The following is a 20,751-nucleotide window of genomic DNA, read 5'->3' on the forward strand; positions in this document are numbered from 1 at the left end:
CGATCACACCCCCGACCACGGCGTGTAGAAGGACAGGTCCTTCAGCGGTGTCACCGTCGAGCTGGCCGATCCGTTGGGCTGCAGTTCCAGCCGCCAGTCTCCGTCGACCCAGCGCACCGTCACCGTGGAGCCCATCAGCGCACCCGTCCCGGACTTCGAGGCGAATTGGATCACCGCGGTGTTGATGTCGTAGGTGACGAACCGGAACCCCGCCACCTGCATCGCTTCGTTGTCGCCCAGGCTGGGGTCGGTCACGGTGCTGCGCGCCTTGATGAAGGCCTCCTTGCCGGGTCCGTCGAGGACCTGGCGGTCGACGACCTCACGCCACCCGTCGCCCGGGGTGAGCAGCATCCGGGTGTTGATGTTCCAGGCGGCGATCAGCGCCCCCACCGGAGATCGCTGGTAGCCCTCCGCCGCCGGGCTGCCCTGGCTCCGGGGGCCGGCCTCCGTGGAGTCCGGCACCGCAACCCGGCCGACGAGCGACCACTGCGCCGCAGGGCCCTCGACCGGCAGTCCCTGCTCGCCGCTGGGGGCGTCATCTGGCTGCGCGGTGGAGGGGGCGGGACGTGCGGGCGGCGCCACCACGTCGGCGGGGGCGGCGGATTCCTTCCCCCCGAACACCAGGAGCAGGCCGCCGAGCACCAGCACACTGCCGACGACCACCGCGGCCGCGATCAAGGTCCACTTCTTCCGCATCATCTGTTTGTCCTCACTCAGCCGAACGTGGCCAGACCTGCGGCGAGCCCGAAGATGTTGCTGAGCACGATGCAGGCGACCAACGGTTTCCACACGCCTGTGGCCTCATCGCCGCCGCCGAAGCCCTGGCGGTGGCTGATCGCCATCTTCGCGGCGAAAAGCGCAATACCGCCGATGCAGCACGCGAAGCCGATCCACAAGCCCCATTGCATAAGCAGCATGATCTTTTCCGAGCCGGGCGGGGCAATCGGTCCGCCCGGATTGGGCATCTGCGCGGCCACCGCCACGGCGAGCTGAACGAACATTGCTGACTCCTTGGTCTTAGCGCTGGGACGACGTCGCGCAGCCGGTGAGCTGGGCGAGGTCCTGGGCGAGGCGGGTCACGGGCGCCGGGAGCGGCCCGGCCGTCGGATCGGGCCGAGCGGATCGCCACTCCGTGATCCACGGGATTTGCCAAGCCCGCGGATATGCCCTGGACACAACCTTCGTGAACTGCCGAACGGCCGAATCCGGCCGAACCGGCGCATCGGCGACGAGCACCAGGCCGAGCACCGAGATGCTGGCCGGGATCAGCCCGGTGATCGCCTGACGGGCGAAGTCCTGCGCGTGCACGAGGCCGTCACTGTGGTTGCGGGCGACGACGACAACGAACGGCGATTGCCCACCGCCGCCGGCGGGCAGTTGCCGCCGCGCATCCCCCGCCAGCCGCGGCATCGCGTGCACGAGCGTGCTCACGCCCGCACCGCCGTGCAGGCCGACCAGCCACACCCACGGGTTGCTGTGGCCGGCGTCCGGCCACGGCTGCACGGCCCCGTTCCAGGCGCGTACCTGCCTCCATCCGGGCGGGGGCTCGACTCCAGCGCAGCCGGCCCGCTCAGCGTTCGCTGCTGCGGTCGACGAGGCCCACGTGAACGGGGCCAACGTCTCCGGGATTTCAACTGCTGTCACATGTTCAAACTACAACATTCTGCTACGAGATGCACGAACTGTTGTACATAGTTCAAATTGCTGCATACTGTGGCGGGGTGTCGCGATCGATCGGGAAGCGCACGCGAGAATCCACGACGACAGACGAGGTCGACCGAAAGATGGCCAATGAGCGAGAAACAGCAGGGCGAGACGCCCGGAAGCTGGGAAGAGCAGGTCGCGGGTCTGGAAGAGCTGCTGACCGCGAAGGAAGCGGCGATCGTGCTTCGCATGCACCCGGTGACCGTCCGCAGGCTCGCGGCCGAGGGGGACATCCCCGGCACCAAGATCGGCAACGAGTGGCGCTTCCGAAAGTCGGCCCTGCTCAAGTTGTTGCAGGTCGAGCTCGACACGCCGCCAGAGGCATCGCAGGAGTAGCCCTGCTGGTGGCGGGGTGCGGCGGTGGCAGCACGCCACCCGCCGCACCGCCACCACCTCCGGCCGTCCCCGCGACGCAGGGCGACCCGCAAAGCTCGTGCGACGGGCTCGCACTTGCGTGGCTGGCCGCCGACACCACCACCGACACAGGGCCGGACGCCGCCCGCCACCGCGCCGCCGAGCAGTACGGCACCCCGCGCCTGCAACAGCAGATCGGCGACGCCGACCCGACCCGACCCGATGCACAGTGGAGCGAGTGGAGCGCCCACCGCGCCCGCATCATCACCGCGACCGGCACCTACAACGGCGAAGCGCCTCCCACTCCCGGCGAGGGCGACCGCGGCCGGTTTGCCGCCACCCTCACCACCCGCACCGCCACCGGCGCCGACGGCTGGAACTCTCCCCTTCCGGATGTGGTGGTCTACTGCACGCTGGTCGAGCAGGCCGGGCAGTGGCGCGTCGACGACCTGCAGACCGGGATCGCCCAGTGACCGCCGGCAAAACCTCCACGCTGGTCGGTGGAGGCGTCGCCGCAGTGGGCATGCTCGGGATGATGCTGGGCATCGTGCTGGGAGGCTCGGCCCAGATCAACCTCGCCGACCTGGGCACCGTCGGCATCGGTAGCCAGCTCAAGCCCGGTGTCGTGCCTGCGCAGTACGTCGAGCTGGTGCAGCGCGCCGGGAGCCAGTGCCCCGAGATCACGCCGCCGCTGATCGCCGCGCAGATCGATCAGGAAAGCAAGTGGGACCCGACCGCCGGCAGCGGCAAGGGCGCGCAGGGGATCGCGCAGTTCATGCCGGGCACCTGGCGCACCTATGGCCGTGACGAGAACGGCGACGGGTTGGCCAACGTCTACGACCCGGCCGACGCCATCCCCGCTCAAGGCCGCATGATGTGCGAGCTGATCGACACGATGAAGGGCTGGCTGAAAGCAGGGAAAGTCGAAGGCGATCTCGTCGACTTGGCCCTGGCCGGCTACAACGCCGGTCCGGGCGGACCCAACAGCGACAAGGGCGTGTACGTCCACGGCGGAGTTCCGCCTTACGCCGAGACCCAGACCTACATCAAGCGGATCCGGAAACTGGCCGCAGAGTACGCCCAGCCCGCGCCGACCGTGCCGGCAGGAAACGGGGCCGGGTGGGTCACTCCGGCGGCCGGCCGCTGTAGCTCGCCGTTCGGGCCGCGATGGGGGACGTTCCACCGGGGACAGGACATCGCAGGTCCGATCGGCACGCCGATCCTCGCCGCTTCCGCCGGCACCGTCATCGCCTCTGGTCCCGCGTCCGGCTACGGCCTGTGGGTGAAGATCCAGCACCCCGGCGGGGTCGTCACGATCTACGGCCACAACAACCGCAACACGGTCGCGGTCGGGCAGCAGGTCGCCGCCGGCCAGCAGGTCGCCGAGATCGGCGACCGGGGCCAGTCCACCGGACCCCACCTGCACTACCAGGTCGAGGTCAACGGCCAGCCCGTCGATCCGGTCAGTTGGCACCAGCAGCAGGGAGCGCCGCCGTTGTGCGGCTGATCACCCATGACCGAGCTCGCGAATCTCCTGCTGATCGCCGCACCGACCGTGCTGGCGGTGTGGATCACCACGCACCAGGTCGCGGTGTGGTGGCGACGTCGCCGCCCCGCGTACCACGATCTCGCCCCCGACCTGCGAGCCATCCGCACCGAACGCCGTACGAGCCCGCGCGACGAATCCCGGCTGTTGCTGACCTGCTACGGCCCGGCCGCCGCCGACGAAATCGCCTGGCAGCGCCGGGTCGCTGACGTCGAGGACGCCATCGAAACCGCGCTGCTGCGCGCCGGAACCGACGACGCCGCAGCACTGGCCTTGCGCCACGACCAGGGCCACGACACCGCCGGGCGGTGGCTGTGCTGGACGATCCCCGCCCCGCACGGCCCCCAAGTGATGCGCGTGCTGCCGCGCCTGCTGACCAACCGCGGCCGTTTCACCGCCGACTACCACCTGGTACTCGGCGAACCCCGATGAACGAGAAGGAGTTGCTCCATGGCTGTGAAGACTGTTTTCAAGATCACCTACCGGCAGTGTGGCCACACCGAGGAGAAGGATCTCAGTAAGAAAAAGGCCGCCGACCGGGCCGGGTTCGCAAGGTGGCTGGAGCAGAAGGCCACCTGCACCGACTGCTGGCGGGCCGAACAAGGGCACCCGCCCCGCGGCGAATGGATCGAGGACAGAGCCCAATGGCTCGCTACCAAACGCGAGCAGGAGAACCAGGATGCCGAGCAGTGGGCCAAGGACGCCCAGATGCCGCCGCTCAACGGCAGCGAGAAGGCCGTGGCCTGGGCCAGCCGGGTGCGCCACCAGGCCCTGCGCGAGCTCTACATCTGGGCTGTCCAGGACGATCACGCCCCTGACGACTACGACCTTGCCGAGGAGACCGCGCGAACGATCGACCGCGCGAGCTGGTGGCTCGACCAGCGCAAGCAGATCGAGGACGACCCCGGGGCGCTGCTGGAGTTGCTGCAGTCGGCCGCCGACGGGGGCGGCGTCGACTGCGAAAACACCTACTGACGAACTGACGAGGAGAAACACAATGCCCGGCCCGATCAGCGCAGAACAGATGCAAACCGCCATCGCCCACGGCACCGCAACGCCGCTGCTGCCCGAGGGCGTGCCCGGCCCGATCCACCACAGTGGACAGTGGTGGTGCATCCCCCACGGCGACGCCGACTACCAGCCCGTTTCCGGTGAACAGGCCGCCGAGCTCGACCAGTTCGCCGAGCGCCTGGCCGCCGGAGCCCAGGCACTCCAGCGCGCCCAGGGGCAATCATGGCGATGACCCCACGTGAGTTCGCGGAACGATCCCTGCTCGGTGTGCTGCTCGACGAGCCCGGCCGCCTACGCGACCTGGACTATTTGCGCGCCGAGGACTTCCGGTCGCCCGCCTACCAGGTGCTGTATCGCACGCTCGGTGAGATGGTCGCCGAAGCCGACGCAGCACTGGCCGAGACCCTGGCCGACGAGGATTTCGACTGGCAGGACGAGATGCTCGGCGACGACCTGGTTGTCGGCGGCGTCGCCTACGACCGCACGGAGTACAAGATCGTCGACGGCGAGGTCGAACGACGCAGCGCCGAGGAAACCCGGCGACTCCGCGAAGAACAGGCACACGAGGACTACCAGGTGCCGGGAGTCGACCCGGTGACGGTGCACACCCGCCTACGGGAATCGGGAGACCCCCAGGTCATGCGCAGCCAGCTCCTCACCGCCCCCGGCCTGCACACCTTGATGGCCACCGCACCGGCCCGCAGTGCCCAGCCCGAGGCCTACGCACAGATCGTCCTGGAGTCCTCGATCCGGCGGCAGGTCGAGGCCGCCGGCCTACGGGTCGGCCATGCCGCCGACACCAGCCCGGAGCTGGCCGGCCTCCTGGCCGTCGTCGACACCGCGCTGGCCGAGGTCGACGACGCCCGGCAGCGCTGGGAAGCCCTGCACCCCAGCGGCGACGCCGCACCCGCGCCGCACCGCGAGCACTTGATTGCAGTCCAGGCAGATGCCGAGGTGTGGCTCGACCTGCCGCAGCAGGCACTCGTCGACGCCGAAACGGGTCTGGTCGCCGAAGCGCTGACCACGCCCCGGATTCTCGCCGAACTCGCCGCCCAGGTGCAGCCCGGCGATTTCGGCGACAAGTCGCTGGGCGCGACCTGGGCGGCCGCGGTCGAGGTGCACGCCGCCAGCGCCACCCGAGGCCCGCACGTCGACCCGGTGACCGTCGCTTGGCAGCAGCAGCGCCAGGCCGCCGTGCACGGCGAAGGCCTGCCCGTCGAGCAGCTCGCCGAGCTCAGCCAGTCCGGATCGCTCGGTGCCGGGCACGCCCACCGGTGCGCGAACGTCGTGCTGCGCGGATCCCTGATCAGGCTGACCACGACCGCCGCCCGATCCGTCACCGACGCCGCCCAGCAACCCGGGCTGCAGCCCAGCGACGTCCTGCACACCTCCACCCTCGCGCTGCAGGCGGTCGTGGCCACCGCCCGCCGGGTCGGCAGCCCCGCCGCCCAACTCGCCCGCCAAGCCGCGCCCGGTCCGCCAGCCAGAGAGGTGAAACCCGAAGCACAGGGCCGCGGCGAGCGGCCACCGATCGCCCGCTGCACCCCGAAGGTGCAGCCCGAGATGAGGCGATGATGACGCTGATCAACCCCACCCCGGCCGCCGCCGCGCACCAGCGCGGCGGCACCACCCTGCGCCGAGTCCACCGAGGACTCAAGCGCCGCGCCATCGAGCTGGTCGCCGCCGCCTGGCCCTACCGCCCGCAGCTGGTCGAGCCCGACGAACTGGACCGGGTCGTCGACTACGCCAACGGCGGCCGCCGGCTCGCGCTCGTCATGGACCGGCCTGACTCCACAGAGGCCGCGTGGCTGCAGCATCGCGAGATCGTCGAGCGCGAGTTGGACGCGGTGCTCCACGAAGCGGGCATCGCGTCGACCGCCCGCGAATTACGCCTGCATGCAGGCAAGGGCGGCCAGTTGCGTCTGCAGTGCTGGGCGATCCCGGGCCCTCACGGACCAGCACTTCTCACCATCCTCAGCGAGCGCCTGGTCGTGCTCGACCTCGCCGACGAACCCGGCGTGACCATCACATCCGATTGAAAGGGACGAATCATCATGGCTGACCGCATTCCGATCTCCGACCTGCTCACAGCCCAGCAGGACACCATCGAAGACCTCACCGCGGCGGTGGCGCGGCACGAGCGGCAGATCACCCAGCTGATCACCGCGCTGACCCAGGCCGGCATCCCCATCCCGGATCTCGGCCGTGAGGAGTGAGCACCATGCCCACCACCAGGAAAAGCCGCCGATCGCCCGAGGAAGCCCGCGCCGCCCGCGAGGAACGCCTCGCCGAGACCCACCAGCTGATCACCGACTACGTCGAGAGCATCAGCAGCGGCGAGGACTGGAAACGCTGGCTCGATGTCGCCGCCCGGTTCCACACCTACTCACCGAACAACCAACTGCTGATCGCACTGCAAAAGCCCGACGCCACCCAGATTGCGGGCTATAACGCCTGGCAGGACCTGGGCCGCCAAGTCCGCAAAGGCGAGAAAGGCATCACGATCCTGGCACCGGTGACGGCCATCGTCGGCTGGCGGCTGAAATCCGGGGAGGTCGTCGAATCCGAGAAACCGGTGCGCAAGACCGACGTACCGCCAGGCGCGGTGCCGGTCCGGAAAATGGTGGGCGCGAAATCGGTCAAGGTTTTCGACGTCGCCCAAACCGACGGCGAGCCTCTACCGCAGCGCCCAATCCCCGACCCGGTGTCGCTGGACGGGCCAGCACCGGAGGGCATGCGCGAAGGCTTGGCCGCGATCGTCGCCGAACACGGCTTCACCCTCACATCCCAGCCCAGCAGGCTGGGAGAAGACGGCTACACCGACTTTGCCAGCCGAAACATCAACATCACCCCTGGTCAATCCGATGCGCAAGCAGCGTTGACACTGGCTCACGAAGTCGGGCACATGCTCATGCACGACCCAACAACCCGTGACCCCGACGAACCCGGTCACCACCGCGGCATCGGGGAAGTCGAAGCCGAATCCGTCGCGTACCTGATCGCGGGGCACTTCGGTTACGACACCCGCGACAACAGCTTCCCGTACGTGGCCGGCTGGGCAGGACAACGCAACCCCACCGAGGTCGTGCGCTCCACCGCGGAGAAGGTCGTGCGCACCGCCGGGGACATCATCGAGCGCATCCAGCCGACTGCCGACGGGCAAGTCGACGAGCAGCTCCACCAGCGCGCCGTCCTCACCCGCGCCGCGGCCGCGACCGTCAATGAACCCCACACCACCACGGAAACCACGGCCGAGCCGCAACCGGACACCACGCAACGGCATGCAGCGGCGCCGGCCGTGCTGCTGGCCCGCCAAGCTGCGCCACGTTCGCCGACCACGTCGAAGCAGGGGCCCCAGTCTCACGGTGAGCGCCCGACCACCCACCACACCCGAGGCCAGCAGCAGGCTTTCGACCTCGGCCTTTGATCACGAAACCCTGGAGGGGCCGGGCCGAATATTCGGCCCGGCCCCTCCAGGGTTTCGTGATCAGGGCGTTGCGTCAGCGATGACGATCTCGGACATCCCCGGCGTGTCGAGCCAGAGCTGGTGCCTTCCGTCGGCGCTCACGGTCAGCCCGTAGCGCTGGATCCCGGGTCGGCCGTGGTCGTCAAACCACGATTCGAGAATCGGTGTCAACTCCGTCCACAAGCGACGTTGCCCGGCTTGGTGGACGACGCCTTGGCCGTCGCCGGTGGCTTCGACGCGCGCCCACGACCCGGTGCCCGGGTGCAGCCACCGGTAGGAGGTCACCGCGCCGTTCTCGTCATGGGTGAAGACCAGCCGGCTGCGGTCGGCGACGAGATCGGCGAAGAACGCGGCCATGGCGAAATCGACATCCCACGGCACCTGCTCGCGGTGCGTGCTGTCGGCCTCGCCGGAGGTCGCGTCGACAATCTGCCGCCCCTGCGGCCCGGATGGTTCTCCGGCCGATCGCAAGGGCATGAACCCGGCCGGGGACAAAAACCGGCCCGAGACGGCATCACCATCGTCCGTGCGGCGAAGAAGAACGAGGCCTTTACTGATGTTGACCAGGATCGCGCCCTCCGGTGCGAGCTGTTCCAGCCACGCAGCCGGAATCCGGCTTACCGCGCAGGTCGCGATGATCCGGTCGAACGGAGCCCGCTCGGGAACACCGGCCGCACCATTTCCGCTGACCACCACTGGGCGGTAGCCGGCCGCGGTCAGCGAGGGACGTGCGGCGGCGACCAGCTCGGCGGCGACATCGATGGTCGTGACGTTGTCCTCGCCCAGCGCCGCACACAGCAACGCCGCGTTGTAGCCGGTCCCAGTCCCGATCTCCAAGACTTGATGCCCACGCCGGGCGTCGAGTTCCTCCAGCATGGAGGCCATCAGACTCGGCTCGGTCGACGAGCTGACCGGAACGCCTGCGTCGTCGAACTGGGTGATCAGCGTGTCGTCGGTGTAGGCCGCAGCCAGCGCCGACGCGCGGCGCTCGGTGTCCGGTGCGGTGGTGTCGTGATAGACGAACGTGCCCGATCCGGGCGTGTGGAGCGCGAATTGGGGCGCGAACAGGTGGCGTGGAACGGTCCGGAACGCCTCCCGCCACATGGGAGTGGTGAGCACGCCGGCGGACAACTGCTCGGTTAGCCCGTTGCGCAGCGCGGTGGTGTCATCGAGGGTGGTCATGACCTTCCTTGGGTGAGTTCGTCGGCAAGGGCCCGGGTGATGGCCGGGCGTAACGATTCGATCCATGCCCACTGGCCGTTCGGGTTCAGGTCGCCATGGAACTGCCACCGGCCGTCGTGGTCGACGATGAAATCGGGTGCGGCGTAGGCTAGGCCGAGCCTGCCCATCACTGCGCGAAGCCCTGCAGCGACGTCGTCGGGCACGTCGATCGGGGTCCAGGTCAGCTGGTCATGCACCGCACGCCAGTCCACTGTGTCCACACCGGGCGGGGTGTCGATACGGGCGGCGAACAGCCGGTCACCGACGACGGTGACCCGCACCGCGTACGCGCACGGAACCCGGACCTGGAACAAGTGCGTAGTGCGCCGGACCCCGTCGGTGATCTCCCCGGCCGACACGGTATCCGCGCGCAGCGCGACACGGTCACCGTTCTCCGACCCCGGGCCACCGGTCAACGGCTTGTAGATCACCCCGGCCTTCCGGTGGGCCCAGCAGAAATCGCGAGCCTGAGCAGGGTCGTTGGTCACCAACGACTCCGGCACCGCCAGGCCACAGGCCACCGCCACCGCCATCTGCAGAGGTTTGTAGCCGGCTACGGCGATCAGGTCCGGGCGGCTGACCCACCGCACATCGAGCGCAGCGAGCAGGCCGCCGAAGCCCACGCGTGCTTCGGCGGCCGCCCACTGCTGCTCCGTTCTGGTCATCCCTGGGGCCAGCGCGAACGGTGACGGCTTGCGGTACCAGACACTCTCCACAGCGGACAGGTCCACATCGCGCACCCGGCCACGCAGCGCGCCGGTCCACCGGGTACGGCCCGGCACCAGATAGGCGACCTGGGTCAAGGCCTCGGGAAAATCCGCGAGGTCGAAACGAACCACACCGACGTCCCGCCGGGCGAGCTCGGCGATCACCAGGTCGGCCGTGATGTCGAGGTCCTGGCTAATAACCAAAACTGAGGCAGCACCCATCAGATCAGTCCTGGTCGACAAACCACTGCATGTCGTACTGCGTGTCGTACGACGTCCCCGCCACGATCACATCAGGCGAGTCGACGAACGGGCGCTCGCCGGCGTCGACGTTGAGCTGCCGGACCGCGTCATAGCTGACGGCCGGCAGCGATACCACCGCCTCACCCTCGCCCAAGGCTTTCGCCCGCGTCAGCCCGAACGGCCGGACCGCACCCTCCGACGGCACATCCGACGACACCGTCAGCGCCGCCTGCCGTGCCGGCAACGGATTCAGCACAGCAGGATCATCAAGAACGCTGCTCATGAGTTACTCCTTCTGTTTTTCATGGACACAGCGCCCGAGCCGGGCGCTGTGAGAACGAGGTGTGCCTGTCACCTCCGAGGGGGCGAAGGTGACAGGCACACGAAGGAACCGGGCGCGTGCAACCCGGTCCCATCAGCCGACCACCGAGTGGTGGTCGGTCTGGATCAAGCGGGCACGCTCGATCTCGGCACGCAGATCTCCCGCCGAACCCGCATCAGCCGGAACGGGCGGAGCAGGCGGCACCTGCTCGACGACCACCGGCTCCGACACAGGACGGTGGTAATGAATCCCGCTTTCCAGCCAGTGCTCCGGGATCATCCGCCCGTTGCAGTTCCACTCCTCCAGCCGCGCACTGATCTCATTCCACAACCGGCGGGGACCGACCTCACCGATCCAGGTCCGTGCCCGCGCCTGGCGGCGGTCCCAAGCGATCACCACCCGCACCGCCGAGCGGGTCGCGGGATCGACGAGCACATGCTCATCCTGCTCATCCGGCCAGCAACTCCGGGTGTGCTCCACACCCGGCATCGCCGCAGCCAGCACCGACGGAAACGCCGGATGCTCCAGACCGGACAGCGTCCGCGCTGGCATCAGCGGCGCCGCCTGCAACTGCACGTCCACATCGGACACCACGCTCACACGACATCACCCAAACCCTTTTGCCCGGCCTTTCGGCTGCTCACCGCGAAAAACGGAAACGGCCGGCGGGCCTCAGCCCGCCGCCGCCAACCACGACTCCGACTCGCCACACGAACTGCCCACGACCTCGCCCTGCACTACCAGCGCTTCGACGACCTCGAAATGCCGGACCACACACGCGCGGCACGGACGCGCACCCACCACCTCGTTCGAGGCACCCGCATTCAGGCCGCACAACGTGCGGCCCGGGGACTCGGGGGCGCGCTCGTGCACGTTCCCTTCGTGATCCACGAAGACCTCGACAACAGGCGTCGTCTCAGGCCAGGTCTCCGGCACGGTGCTCAGCGATCTACCGGCGTCGACGATGGTGTTGGTGGTCATCAAAGTGCTCCTCAGACATTGAGGTGGTGGCCGCAGTCGGGTCGGGGGCCGGCCACGGCCACCACCGCCGGGATCCAGGGAGCCGGAGCTTCAACGGCCTGGGGGTCACCGGAGCACCCGGCTCCCTGGAAGATCGGGGATCTGTGACAGCGGTACCGTTCAGTGACGGTTGTGAAACTTACCGTTAGCGAATATACGCGCGTATATTCGCTAGCGGTAGGGCTCCGTTTGTGTGTGCCAATGTGAGCCGTTGGTTACGACATGCGGCGCAAACGAGGTGTTACTGCTAAATCCGGCGACACGATCGGTCTAGAGGAGGCAACATGGGCGACGCTCCGCTAACTGTCGGTAGTTATGCTCTCGGCAACCGACTGCGGCGATACCGCACCGAGATCGGTCTCTCCGCCGCCGACGTCGCCCGAACCGTCGGCGTCACCCAACCGACCGTGACCCGCATCGAGCGAGGTAAACACCGTCTCACCCCTAAACAGCTGACCTCGTTGTGCGAGATCTACGAGCTCAGTCCTGACGATCGCGCAACACTCGAAGAGGTGCGGGTCACGGCCACCAAACCGGACTGGCGGCAGGACTATCAGCAACTCATCGACGGCCCGCTGGGCGACGTCCTTGGACTGGAAACCGGCGCCACCAAAATCCGTGGCCACGACGGACAACTCATCCTCGGCCTGCTGCAGACCGAGGAATACGCCACCAGTCTCATGCAAGAAGCGCCGTACATCCGTGCAGTCGAGATCCAGCGACGCGTCGCACTGCGAATGCGTCGCCAAGAAGGCGTGCTACACGGCCGGCAAGAGCTCATCGCCGTGATCGGCGAAGGCGCTCTGCGGCAGCAAGTCGGCGGCATTGATGTGATGCGCCGTCAGATCGCCCACCTCCGCGACCTGAGCGAACGCGACAACATCATGATCCGGATGCTGCCCTACACGGCCGGCGCACATGCAGCACTGGGCTCCGCCTTCAACATCCTCGACTTCGACAGCACCATCGACCTCCCGACCGTCGTCTGCGTTGACACCCTCACCAGCGCACTCATTTACGAGCAGCCCGAGAGGGTGGAAACCTTCACCCAGTCCTTCGACATGATGATGGTCCGGACGCTCGGAGAAACCGAGACGATCAAGCAGCTCGACCAAATCGACTGCGACTTGAAGAAGCAAGGACCCTAAGATGAACCACTCCGAGGCCGCCCCACTCCCGTGGCGCACCTCCACCTACAGCCAGAACAACGCCGCATGCGTGGAGATCGCCATGACTCCGATCGAGGTGGGTGTGCGCGATACCAAGGACCGCAGCGGCGGGCAGCTCAACGTCCCAGCTGCTCGGTTCGCTGCCTTCATCGACACGATCAAGGCCACGAACGGCTGGCGTAGCGCCTGATCACCGAGAAGACGAAGATCCCCGGCTTAGCCATAGGAAGCCGGGGATCTTCGTTTAGTACGTCGGCCGACCGGACTGATGATGCCCTACTCATCGGGCTCGTGGTGCTGCGACACCCGGACTGCAGACAAGACGGATGGGGTGTGGTTCGTGATCGTGATTGTTCTTAATGAGGAACCACCGAACTCACGGGATGTCGCACCATGACGCGTCTTGTCACAGGAACCCTGCAAAGATTCCGCCGCGGACAACTGCCACCAGCGGGCCGCTATTCCTGTCCGACTAACAGCCCGGCCTGCGGTCCGGGTCGTGGTGGCACCCCGAGGGGGGTCGACGCCTTACTGGTGTCCGAATCGACCGTGGCGGCGATCTGGCGGGGTCTGGCCCGCTAACGAAGCGGACGAGGACCTGTCGGCGCAACGCGAGTCTGATTTGCTGACGAGCAAGGGAAAGACGGGGTGGGGATGATGAGCCGGTTGCGGTGGGATCAGGTGCCTGAGGATGTGCGTGCCGCGGTGGTGGCCGAGCTCGGCGCCGATGTCGTGGTCGACGAGCCGCAAAGCGGCGGGTTTTCGCCGGGGCTGGCGTCCCGGATCCAGCTGTCCGACGGGCGGTGGTGGTTCGTCAAGGCCATCAACGCTGACCGAAACCCGCAGGCACCCGGGCTGTATCGGCGGGAGATCGAGATCGCCACGGCACTGCCTCCGACGGTGCCCGCGCCCCGGCTGCGCTGGAGCCATGATGATGGCGACTGGGTGGTGCTGGTCTTCGAATGCGTCGCCGGTCGGCAACCGGACGAGCCATGGCGTCTGGAGCAGCTGCAGCTGGTTCTCGCGGCGCTGGGCGGCATGGCAGCCGAGTTGACCCCGAGCCCGATCATCACCGTCCCGACGATCGCAGAGGATCTCTCCGGGAACTTTCGGTCTTGGCGGCGGCTGGCGGGCGGCGATGCCCAGGCTGCGCTGTTGGATGCCGACACCCGCGCTGAACTGGACGTTTTTGCTGAGCTGGAGAGCGGGTGGGATGCGGCGGCCGCGGGCAAGACCCTGCTACACGCCGACCTGCGCGCGGACAACCTGCTGATCACGCCCGACGGCGAGGTCGTGGTGGTGGACTGGCCGTATGCGGTCACCGGGGCGGCGTGGGTCGACGCGCTGTTGTTGCTGCCGTCGGTGGCCGCGGACAACCCGGACTTGGATTGCGAGACGATCTGGCGCGGCTACGAGCCCGCGCGACAGGCCGATCCGGATGCCGTCAACGCGGTGCTGGCCGCGATCGCCGGCGACTTCACCTACCAGTCTCTGCTGCCCGCACCGCCGAACGTGCCGGGCTTGCGGGCGCATCAGCGCGCCAAGGGTGCGGCGGCGCTGGCGTGGCTGTGGTCCCGGCTGCGTTGACCGCGCCATGAGAACGAGCGAGGCCGGGCACCCGTGGGTGCCCGGCCTCGATGCTGCCCGGGGCTAGCTAGTGCGGTCAGCGGGTTTCTCGGAGTCCGGCCAGTCCGAGGTCGATCAGGTAAGCGACTTCGCTGCCGCGGTTGCCGTGGTGCCATTCGGCCAGCGCACCAAGCATTTCCATCGCCGCGGCTGCCCCGGTGTAGGCGGCGAGCGCGGCGTGCTCGCAGGTGGTGAGCGGGCTGGCGGCGCGGGGAGAGTAGAGCGCGGCGAGGTGTTCGGCGCGCTGCGGCAGCGGTGTCGGGGAGCCGTGGCAGAGGTTGGCCGCGACGACCGCGAGTTCTTGGACCCGCGGCGCGGTGTGGGCGACCCCGAAATCGATCATCACGATGCGGCCGTCGTGGTCGACGAGGACGTTGCCCTTGGTGAGGTCGCCGTGGATGACGGTGACGGGCAGCAGGTCCCGCCGCACCGCCGTGGTGGCGGTGATCGCGGTGTCGACCAGGCGCCGCTGCTCGGCGTCGAGCACGTCGTGCAGGGTGTGGGCGAGCGGAACGAGCTGGGTGATCTGCCAGGGATCCGATACCGGATCCAGCTCGAGGTCCAGGCTGTGCACGAGCACGACCTGGTCGGCCAGGTCACCGAGCTCCGCAGTGGTTGGCGGGCGGCCGAGCTGGTAGTAGTCGGCGCCGTCGATGCGGTCCATGACCAGGCATGTCCGCCCGCCGGGTAGATGGTGCACGAGCTGGCCGGCGGTGTCGTGGTGCAGCCGGGGATGGCGGCCTCCGGCGGCGCGGGCCCGCTGGATGATCTCGGCGGTCCGGTGCGCCCACCGGGCCCGCGAGGGGGCGAAGACCTTCGCGACCACCTGCTGACGGCGGGTGGTGAGGTCGAGGTTGGTGTCTTCGAACCCGGTGGAGATGAGGCGGGTGGCGGTGGGTTTGCCGAGTGCGTAGCCGGTGGCGATGTGCTGGGCGAGTTCGGATGTCGTGGTGTCCGTGGTCATGGGGTGTCCTGTTGCAGGGGGAACGGGATGACGTCCTGGATCTGGGTCAGGTCGGTGATCAGCAGCAGGAGCCGTTCCAGCCCGATGCACAGCCCACCGGACGGGGTCGGCAGGCCCGCGTTGAACACGGCCTGCCAGTCGGTGTCCAGTGTGGAGGCCTCGCTGGGCAGGATGCGGTCGCCGTCCGGCGCCATGCGGCGCTGGAGTTCGGTGGGGTCGCTGGTTTCGGTGTAGCCGGTGGCGATTTCGCGGCCGCGGATGACGAGGTCCCACTTCTGCGCCACCGCCGCATTGTCCGGTTGCGTGGCGGCCAGCGGCGACGGTCCGCTCGGGAACCCGGAGTAGACGATCGGTGTCGTGGTGGTGGGCTCGACGAGGTGGTCGTAGAGCTCCAGTACGAGTTCGTCGGCGTCGGATTCGGGCCGGTGCGGGACGTCGTGGGCTCGCGCGGCCTGGCGCAACTGCTCGGTGGTGGTGCAGGGGGTGATGGGCATGCCGAGTGCTTCGGTGATGGCGTCGTAGACGGCGATGACCGGCCAGGGGGTGGCGAGATCGATGGTCTGCCCGCTGGGGGTGGTGATCGTGGTGGTGCCGGTGGCCGCGCGCGCCGCGGTGCAGATCAGCTGCTGGGCGAGGTCGCGCATCCCGAGGTAGTCGCCACCGGCTTGGTAGATCTCGATGAGGCTGTACTCGGCGCTATGGGTGGCATCGGCGGGCTCGTCCCGGAAAGACCGGCCGATCTCGAACACCGCGTGGTGGCCGGCGGTGAGCAGTCCGCGCAGGTGCAGCGGGGAGCTGCGCAGGTAGGTGTGTGGATCCAGGAACTGGCTGTCGACGTTGAAGCTGCGGCCGGGGGCGGGCCGGCAGTGCTGCAGTAGCGGGGTGTCGACTTCGAGGAACCCGTCCTCGTGCAGGGCACGGCGCAGCGCCGCTTGCACCCGCGAGCGCGCGATTAGGGCCCGGCGGGCCGGGGTGGCTTCGCGCAGCTGCTGGTAGCGGGCCACCAGCGCCCCTCCGGCGGCCGCGGGCGGCGGAGGCGTGGGTCTCGGGGACGGCATGGTGGGCCTCCGTTCGGTGTAGTCGGCGAGCTCGCCGTCGCGGCGCAGATCGAGGGTCACGCAGTGGAAACCGCCGCCGAGCGCCCGTGCGTGCCGCAGGGTGTGCGGGATCGCGTGGATGCCGTGGCGTTGCAGTGCGGCGATCAGCTCGGTCTGCGCGGCGTCGACGATCGCCAGATCCGGGCGCACCATCAGCAGGTTCATGCCGATCCAGGGCGAGGACAACGGCACAGTGCCGTCTACGGGGGTGCCGGTCGGGCGCATCGGCGGGCACCAGATCCGGTCCCACCCGCGTAGCGGCTGCGGGATGGTGTCCTCTTTGACGCGGTCGGGGTTGAGCAGCACCAGGCCGGGCCGCAGCAGGGAGATGCTGGAGTCCAGGTGGTGCCGGTGTAGACGTCGCGGACGGGGTGCACTCGGTAGTCGCCGAGCTGCCGCAGCACCGTCTCCAGCCATCTGTACCCGAGTTCGTTGCCGCTGCCGGAGATCTGTACGAACAGGTCGCGGCCGCAGCGCAGGACGTTGGCGGCTTCGATCGTCGGCTCGCTCTCGCCCAGCCGCGGCCGCCCGTCGCCGCCGATCGTGTAGAGCTCGTCGCGCAGTGGCGGCCGCGGCGCGGCGATCCACGGCGATCCGGCTTGCAGGGCTTGCTGGAACATCGGCCGGAGCGTGTCGAGTTCGTGGGTGCGGGCCCGCGTCGGCGACGGGCATTCGACCCGGCAGTGCGGGGCGTGCGCCTTGATCTGCCGGCAGGCGTCCAGCGCGGCCTCGAACTTCGGGCGCACCCGTACGCGGGTGGAGACCTTCTCGGCGAAGATCTTCTCCCGGGGAATGCCGTGCGCGGCCAGGGCGTCCAACTGGGACTGGAGTTCTTGCGTGAGGTGTGAGCAGCGGGCGTAGCCCACCCTGATGTCCGTGGCCGGGGTGTCGGTGGGGATTGATACTGGCGGCGGGGTGCCCGACCGCCACAGCTGCCCCGGCCCGCGGTCGGCCGGGGTCGGCACCCGCAGCCGCTTGGCCAGGCGAGGAACCTTCATGAACCGGCCGGTGTGGTAGGTCCCGGCCACCGTGCCGGACCGCGACCGGCACGGCGAGCCCGGATCGACAACGCAGCGGGGGCAAGCGTGCCGCTCGACATCATCGGCATCGGACAGAACGGTGGTCTCCTCTGGAGAAGGCCCGGCACCGAACGTTCGGCGCCGGGCCTTCTCACAAGTGCTCGTAGGGACCTGCGCATCGTGAATCCAGGTGTCGGAGTGGTGCGGCTGAAACCGGACTCGGTGTTGGCTCAGGCCGGGGCGAGGGCGAGAACTGCTGCGAGAACAGCGACGTCGCGGAATTCCTCGAACGGGTAGTCGCCGAAGCTGGAGCCACCGACAAGGAGCATGCCGGGGCCGCCGAGGGTTCGAGACGTCGAAGATGTACGAGCTGTAGAACGGCATGCGGGAGGTTGATGTACCGGGCGCCGTTCTTGGCGGCGTCGCGGACGGTTTCCACGGCGCCGGGGTGTACATCGATCAGGTCGATGACGGAGCGATCTTCCTCGCCGATCAGGTCCGAGATGTTGTCGTCGTTGAAGCCCTGGTAGCCCGTCTTGAACGCGGCTGTGGCCAGGGTCTGGGCGTCGGCGCGGTCGATCGCGATCAAGTCGGCGCCCATGGTCGGTTTCTCTCCTTCGGTCGGGGTGGAGGGTTCCTCAGCTCGACCATCAAACGAAGTCCGGAACCGCCTCCTGTGCGCCCGTAGTATCCGGGAATTTCGGTCGCATATGGCCCGCGAAGGTTCGAAGGTCGCCGGCGCTGTTCGTGGCAAGTGCGAAACGTGGGTTCGGGGAGCATCGAGCTGCCTGAGGTCGTGTGTCGAGCCAGCTAACCTCGGAAGAAGCACAAACGGGATCGAGGGGGAGCCGATGCAGGCGGCGGGGTTGTACTACGAGACGCGAGGCAACGAGGGCGAACCGGTGCTGATCATCCAGGGCGCCCTCGCCGAGGCCGGTGCAACCGCTCAGCTAGCTGACACGCTCTCCGAGGCCGGCCACCAGGTGATCTCCTACGATCACCGCGGACTGTCTCGCAGCAGTTCCTCAGTGGACGTGTCGATCGAAAGCCACGCCACCGATGCCGCGGAGCTGCTGAAAGCGGTCACCGACCGCCCCGCCCTGGTCGTCGGTACCAGCATCGGAGCCGTGATCGGTCTGCAGCTGGCGATGCAGTACCCCGAGTTGGTGCGCGGCCTGGTCGCCCACGAGCCGCCGCTGCCGACCGTGGAGCCGGACCCGGAGCAGCTTCGCGGGCTGGACGAGGTCGCGGCCCTTGCCCGCGACGATGTCTTCGCCGCAGGCCGGCATTTCGCCACGTTGGGCGGGCCCCGCGACGAAGACCAGGAGGACGGCGCCAGTCCCGAGCCGTCCGTCGGCGACATCCAGGCCAACCTGCGGCGTTTCTTCGCCCACGACTTCGAGGCGGTGCGCGCCTACAACCCTGACATCGCCCGCCTTATCCAGTCGACGCGAGAGGTCCCGATCGTCCTGACCGGCGGCAGCCGGTCGCGTGGGCGCTGGGAATACCGCTGCGCGCAGCGCCTCGCCGAGACGCTCGGCCAGGAGCTGATCGAGCTACCAGGCGGACACGTCAGCTTGGTCAGCCATCCCTGGGCCACGGCGTCGGTGCTGCTGTCGTTGCCGGTGTTCAAGGAGTCCTGACATGGCCACCGCTCGGCGATGGAAGAACGAGCTGCAACTGCGGCGAACGGTCCGGGGACTGCTGCGCGAGCTCGACATCGGCGCACCACTGGATGTGCGAGAGCTGTGCCGCCGACTCGGAGAGCATCGGGGCAAGCCGATCCAGCTGGTGTCGTACCCGCTCCCGGTGCCGGGTGCGTTCGGGATGTGGTTCGGTACCGCCGCAGCCGATTACATCCTGTACCAGGCCGAAACCACCCCAGCCCACCAGGACCACATCATCCTGCACGAGGTCGGGCACATCATCAGCGACCACGGCCAGGACGAGGCCGACGGCGACGTGTGGAATCAGCTGTTCCCGGATCTGCCGCCCAATCTGGTCCGTCGGGCCCTGCGCCGCGAAGGCTACGGGCCGGCGCACGAGCACGAGGCCGAGATGGTCGCCACCGTGATCAAGGAGTGGGCGGAACTGCTCGACCGCCTACAAGCGAGGCCGGACCGGTCGAGCGCGTCATCGCGCACGCTCCAAGGTGCGTTCGACGACCACCAGGGGTGGTTGTGATGCTGATTCCGAACCTTCTGATGTGGACGGCCGCAGCTATCGGCGCGGCCTGGAAGGTCTCCCAGTTGTGGCGCGTGCCCGACGACCGAGGCCTGCGCGTCGTCACGACCTGCACCGTCCTGGTCTTTGCCGCACTCACCGCGCAGTTGGCCGCCAACATCCCCGCTCTCGGCCCGCAGTCGCCGAAGCTGATTCAGAACGTCTTCCTGACCGTTTTCTTCGCGCTGCTGCTGGTCCTGCTGCAATCCGCGGGACAACCTGCGACGCGATCTGCGGTGGGGTATCGCGAGATCGCGCTCGCGTTGCTGGCCAGCGCCGGGCTGATCGCGGCGTTTGCGCTCACGGCCCCTGCAGACCGAGGAGCCTCCTATGAGGAGGCCAACGGCGAGGCCGGCGTGCTGGCCTTCTACTTCATCGGCAACCTCTACATGGCGTACGCGACAGCCCGAGGAGCTCGCCTGGCCTGGAGAGTCGCAGACCACACCGTCTCTCGCGCTCGCCTCAGCCTGCGGATCGCCGCCGGCGGGCTGGTCGTGTGCTGCGGCGGCACACACCTACCTCGCGTGATCGCGACCGCTGGACTGTTCACCACCGGCCATCCCGTGCTGCCCAGGACGGAGGTGTGGACCACGCCGTTGCTCGCGGCCGGAATCACCGTGTTCTTCGCGGGACTCGCCTACCCCGGGATCCGCACCGGTTGGGCAAAAACTCGGCTGTGGTTCGAGCAACGGCGCCACCACCGGCAGCTGCGGCCGCTGTGGTCGACGCTCGCGGCGCAGTTCCCGCACATCGTCCTCTTCCCACCCCGATCGCCGCTCCACGACGCATGGAACCCGCGCCAGATGCGCCTCCGCTACTACCGGCGGATCGTGGAGTGCCGGGACGGGCTGGTACTCCTGAGCCCGTACATGGAATCGCTCGACGACCCTGCCTCGCCTGCACACCAAGCCACCCAGATCTGGGAAGCCATCAAGCGGAGGGAAAGCAATGCAGCGCAGGTATCCGCGGCATCGGTGATCGCACCACCAACAGAGTCGGGAATGGACGCCGACGTCAATGTCCTGTTGGCGCTCGCGCGTGAGCTGGCCGTGCGGTAGT

The 20,751-nt window shown here is 68.4% G+C and carries 28 protein-coding genes; 16 read left to right on the top strand and 12 right to left on the bottom strand.

Annotated features, from left to right (window positions below; translation table 11 throughout):
- Positions 1 to 3: 3 nt before the first annotated feature.
- The 3 genes from DL519_RS44965 to DL519_RS44975 are packed head-to-tail and all read right to left on the bottom strand — an operon-like array spanning position 4 to position 1,503.
- Positions 4 to 699 (bottom strand): hypothetical protein, encoded by a 696-nt coding sequence (locus tag DL519_RS44965; protein WP_190824767.1) that lies wholly within the window; start codon positions 697 to 699, stop codon positions 4 to 6.
- A gap of 14 nt (positions 700 to 713) precedes the next feature.
- Positions 714 to 1,001, bottom strand: coding sequence for a hypothetical protein (locus DL519_RS44970; RefSeq protein WP_190824768.1), 288 nt, complete (start codon positions 999 to 1,001; stop codon positions 714 to 716).
- A 16-nt stretch (positions 1,002 to 1,017) separates the two neighbouring features.
- Complete coding sequence (locus tag DL519_RS44975; protein ID WP_190824769.1) at positions 1,018 to 1,503, bottom strand: DUF6668 family protein; 486 nt, start codon at positions 1,501 to 1,503, stop codon at positions 1,018 to 1,020.
- A gap of 288 nt (positions 1,504 to 1,791) precedes the next feature.
- Between DL519_RS44975 and DL519_RS44980 the strand changes: the two genes are divergently transcribed.
- From DL519_RS44980 to DL519_RS45025, 10 genes are read left to right on the top strand one after another with little or no spacing between them, the layout of a single operon-like run.
- Entirely contained in the window at positions 1,792 to 2,040 is a 249-nt protein-coding gene (locus tag DL519_RS44980; protein WP_190824770.1) for a helix-turn-helix domain-containing protein, read from the top strand.
- Between the two features lie 8 nt (positions 2,041 to 2,048).
- Entirely contained in the window at positions 2,049 to 2,531 is a 483-nt protein-coding gene (locus DL519_RS44985) for a hypothetical protein (protein WP_190824771.1), read from the top strand.
- On the top strand, positions 2,528 to 3,565 hold the full coding sequence (locus DL519_RS48205; RefSeq protein WP_223840501.1) for a peptidoglycan DD-metalloendopeptidase family protein: 1,038 nt from the start codon (positions 2,528 to 2,530) through the stop codon (positions 3,563 to 3,565). Before DL519_RS44985 ends, DL519_RS48205 begins: the two co-directional genes overlap by 4 nt.
- Before the next feature lie 6 nt (positions 3,566 to 3,571).
- Positions 3,572 to 4,036 (top strand): hypothetical protein, encoded by a 465-nt coding sequence (locus tag DL519_RS44995; RefSeq protein ID WP_190824772.1) that lies wholly within the window; start codon positions 3,572 to 3,574, stop codon positions 4,034 to 4,036.
- 18 nt (positions 4,037 to 4,054) lie between these two features.
- The gene (locus tag DL519_RS45000) at positions 4,055 to 4,579 is read left to right on the top strand and encodes a hypothetical protein (protein WP_190824773.1); all 525 of its coding nucleotides are present in this window, start codon (positions 4,055 to 4,057) and stop codon (positions 4,577 to 4,579) included.
- 22 nt (positions 4,580 to 4,601) lie between these two features.
- On the top strand, positions 4,602 to 4,847 hold the full coding sequence (locus DL519_RS45005) for a hypothetical protein (RefSeq protein ID WP_190824774.1): 246 nt from the start codon (positions 4,602 to 4,604) through the stop codon (positions 4,845 to 4,847).
- Entirely contained in the window at positions 4,838 to 6,190 is a 1,353-nt protein-coding gene (locus DL519_RS45010) for a DnaB-like helicase N-terminal domain-containing protein (protein ID WP_190824775.1), read from the top strand. The genes DL519_RS45005 and DL519_RS45010 overlap by 10 nt, the downstream gene beginning before the upstream one ends.
- On the top strand, positions 6,187 to 6,654 hold the full coding sequence (locus DL519_RS45015) for a hypothetical protein (protein ID WP_190824776.1): 468 nt from the start codon (positions 6,187 to 6,189) through the stop codon (positions 6,652 to 6,654). Before DL519_RS45010 ends, DL519_RS45015 begins: the two co-directional genes overlap by 4 nt.
- A 15-nt stretch (positions 6,655 to 6,669) precedes the next feature.
- Positions 6,670 to 6,831, top strand: a complete 162-nt coding sequence (locus tag DL519_RS45020; protein ID WP_190824777.1) for a hypothetical protein — start codon at positions 6,670 to 6,672, stop codon at positions 6,829 to 6,831.
- Positions 6,832 to 6,836: 5 nt separating this feature from the next.
- The gene (locus tag DL519_RS45025; RefSeq protein ID WP_190824778.1) at positions 6,837 to 8,042 is read left to right on the top strand and encodes an ArdC-like ssDNA-binding domain-containing protein; all 1,206 of its coding nucleotides are present in this window, start codon (positions 6,837 to 6,839) and stop codon (positions 8,040 to 8,042) included.
- A 60-nt stretch (positions 8,043 to 8,102) separates the two neighbouring features.
- Here DL519_RS45025 and DL519_RS45030 read toward each other — a convergent pair whose 3' ends face one another.
- The 5 genes from DL519_RS45030 to DL519_RS45050 form a co-directional block, all read right to left on the bottom strand.
- Entirely contained in the window at positions 8,103 to 9,263 is a 1,161-nt protein-coding gene (locus DL519_RS45030) for a methyltransferase domain-containing protein (protein WP_190824779.1), read from the bottom strand.
- Positions 9,260 to 10,231, bottom strand: a complete 972-nt coding sequence (tgmB, locus tag DL519_RS45035) for an ATP-grasp ribosomal peptide maturase (protein WP_190824780.1) — start codon at positions 10,229 to 10,231, stop codon at positions 9,260 to 9,262. The genes DL519_RS45030 and tgmB overlap by 4 nt, the downstream gene beginning before the upstream one ends.
- Before the next feature lie 4 nt (positions 10,232 to 10,235).
- Positions 10,236 to 10,535 (bottom strand): putative ATP-grasp-modified RiPP, encoded by a 300-nt coding sequence (gene tgmA, locus DL519_RS45040; RefSeq protein ID WP_190824781.1) that lies wholly within the window; start codon positions 10,533 to 10,535, stop codon positions 10,236 to 10,238.
- 132 nt (positions 10,536 to 10,667) lie between these two features.
- Complete coding sequence (locus DL519_RS45045) at positions 10,668 to 11,174, bottom strand: hypothetical protein (protein ID WP_190824782.1); 507 nt, start codon at positions 11,172 to 11,174, stop codon at positions 10,668 to 10,670.
- Positions 11,175 to 11,246: 72 nt separating this feature from the next.
- Positions 11,247 to 11,555, bottom strand: coding sequence for a hypothetical protein (locus tag DL519_RS45050; RefSeq protein WP_190824783.1), 309 nt, complete (start codon positions 11,553 to 11,555; stop codon positions 11,247 to 11,249).
- Between the two features lie 323 nt (positions 11,556 to 11,878).
- On the opposite strand from DL519_RS45050, the gene DL519_RS45055 reads away from it, so the two are divergent.
- From DL519_RS45055 to DL519_RS45065, 3 genes are all read left to right on the top strand, one after another.
- A complete protein-coding gene (locus tag DL519_RS45055; protein WP_190824784.1) occupies positions 11,879 to 12,742 on the top strand; it encodes a helix-turn-helix domain-containing protein in 864 nt (287 codons plus the stop codon).
- Position 12,743: 1 nt separating this feature from the next.
- Complete coding sequence (locus tag DL519_RS45060) at positions 12,744 to 12,953, top strand: DUF397 domain-containing protein (protein ID WP_190824785.1); 210 nt, start codon at positions 12,744 to 12,746, stop codon at positions 12,951 to 12,953.
- Between the two features lie 491 nt (positions 12,954 to 13,444).
- Positions 13,445 to 14,350: an aminoglycoside phosphotransferase family protein gene (locus DL519_RS45065; RefSeq protein WP_223840502.1), complete on the top strand. Its 906-nt coding sequence runs from the start codon at positions 13,445 to 13,447 to the stop codon at positions 14,348 to 14,350.
- A gap of 76 nt (positions 14,351 to 14,426) precedes the next feature.
- Here DL519_RS45065 and DL519_RS45070 read toward each other — a convergent pair whose 3' ends face one another.
- The 4 genes from DL519_RS45070 to DL519_RS45085 are packed head-to-tail and all read right to left on the bottom strand — an operon-like array spanning position 14,427 to position 18,070.
- Positions 14,427 to 15,353 (bottom strand): phosphotransferase, encoded by a 927-nt coding sequence (locus DL519_RS45070; protein ID WP_190824786.1) that lies wholly within the window; start codon positions 15,351 to 15,353, stop codon positions 14,427 to 14,429.
- Entirely contained in the window at positions 15,350 to 16,675 is a 1,326-nt protein-coding gene (locus DL519_RS45075; RefSeq protein WP_190824787.1) for an amino acid--tRNA ligase-related protein, read from the bottom strand. The genes DL519_RS45070 and DL519_RS45075 overlap by 4 nt, the downstream gene beginning before the upstream one ends.
- The gene (locus tag DL519_RS48210) at positions 16,651 to 17,565 is read right to left on the bottom strand and encodes a zinc finger domain-containing protein (RefSeq protein WP_449619154.1); all 915 of its coding nucleotides are present in this window, start codon (positions 17,563 to 17,565) and stop codon (positions 16,651 to 16,653) included. Before DL519_RS48210 ends, DL519_RS45075 begins: the two co-directional genes overlap by 25 nt.
- 55 nt (positions 17,566 to 17,620) lie before the next feature.
- A complete protein-coding gene (locus DL519_RS45085) occupies positions 17,621 to 18,070 on the bottom strand; it encodes a hypothetical protein (protein ID WP_190824848.1) in 450 nt (149 codons plus the stop codon).
- A 250-nt stretch (positions 18,071 to 18,320) separates the two neighbouring features.
- Here DL519_RS45085 and DL519_RS45090 point away from each other — a divergent pair, with 250 nt between their 5' ends.
- Genes DL519_RS45090 through DL519_RS45100 form a run of 3 tightly spaced genes read left to right on the top strand, consistent with a single transcriptional unit; the run spans position 18,321 to position 20,750 of the window.
- On the top strand, positions 18,321 to 19,112 hold the full coding sequence (locus tag DL519_RS45090; RefSeq protein WP_190824788.1) for an alpha/beta fold hydrolase: 792 nt from the start codon (positions 18,321 to 18,323) through the stop codon (positions 19,110 to 19,112).
- 1 nt (position 19,113) lies between these two features.
- Complete coding sequence (locus DL519_RS45095) at positions 19,114 to 19,653, top strand: hypothetical protein (protein ID WP_190824789.1); 540 nt, start codon at positions 19,114 to 19,116, stop codon at positions 19,651 to 19,653.
- On the top strand, positions 19,653 to 20,750 hold the full coding sequence (locus DL519_RS45100) for an MAB_1171c family putative transporter (RefSeq protein ID WP_223840504.1): 1,098 nt from the start codon (positions 19,653 to 19,655) through the stop codon (positions 20,748 to 20,750). The genes DL519_RS45095 and DL519_RS45100 overlap by 1 nt, the downstream gene beginning before the upstream one ends.
- Position 20,751 lies beyond the last annotated feature (1 nt).

It is taken from the genome of Saccharopolyspora pogona (assembly GCF_014697215.1).
Taxonomy (GTDB): Bacteria; Actinomycetota; Actinomycetes; order Mycobacteriales; family Pseudonocardiaceae; genus Saccharopolyspora; species Saccharopolyspora hattusasensis.